The 545-nt window shown below is 65.5% G+C and carries 1 protein-coding gene and 1 pseudogene; both read left to right on the forward strand.

All coding sequences use genetic code 11. The features are described 5' to 3' along the window. On the forward strand, positions 1-191 hold a 191-nt coding region (locus tag C5B91_RS22870; RefSeq protein ID WP_233547877.1), incomplete at its 5' end, for a hypothetical protein. Positions 192-246: 55 nt separating this feature from the next. Continuing rightward, positions 247-545, forward strand: a pseudogene (locus C5B91_RS21395) (orotidine 5'-phosphate decarboxylase / HUMPS family protein); the annotation flags it as partial.

Genomic DNA, 545 nt, shown 5'->3' on the forward strand with positions numbered 1-545 from the left:
TACTCGTCCAGTTCGTGGAGTCGAAGCTCCCCCTCGCGGACCCGCGCGGCGAGGTCAGCGGCGTCAGTCATACGCGCTCATTCCGCGGGGGCTCCCTAACGGTTTCCGATTCACCGATCCCGGAGAAGGGGTCGGGTTCACCCGTGACTCCATCCTACGGATTCGCCGTATCGCTCGCCCGCCTCCGCTGACGACAGGCCGCACCCGAAGGGAAACCTACTCGTCCCCCGCAAGACAGCATCAGATATGACCGCGCCGTTCTTCGAGCGACTCGCAGACCGCATCGAGCGGGTCGACAGCGTCGTTTCCGTCGGTCTCGACGCCGACCGTTCGCGACTCCCCGACCATCTCCTCGAGAAGGACCTCCCACAGTGGGCGTTCAACCGTCGCATCATCGACGAGACGCACGAGTACGCCGCCTGTTACAAGCCGAACGCGGCGTTCTACTAGAGCGCGGACGGCTGGCGCGCGCTCCGCGAGACGATCGCCTACGCGAAGGGCAAGGACGTCCCGGTTCTCCTAGACGCAAAGCGCGCCGACATCGG

Source organism: Haloferax sp. Atlit-10N (genome assembly GCF_003586325.1).
Classification (GTDB): Archaea; Halobacteriota; Halobacteria; order Halobacteriales; family Haloferacaceae; genus Haloferax; species Haloferax prahovense.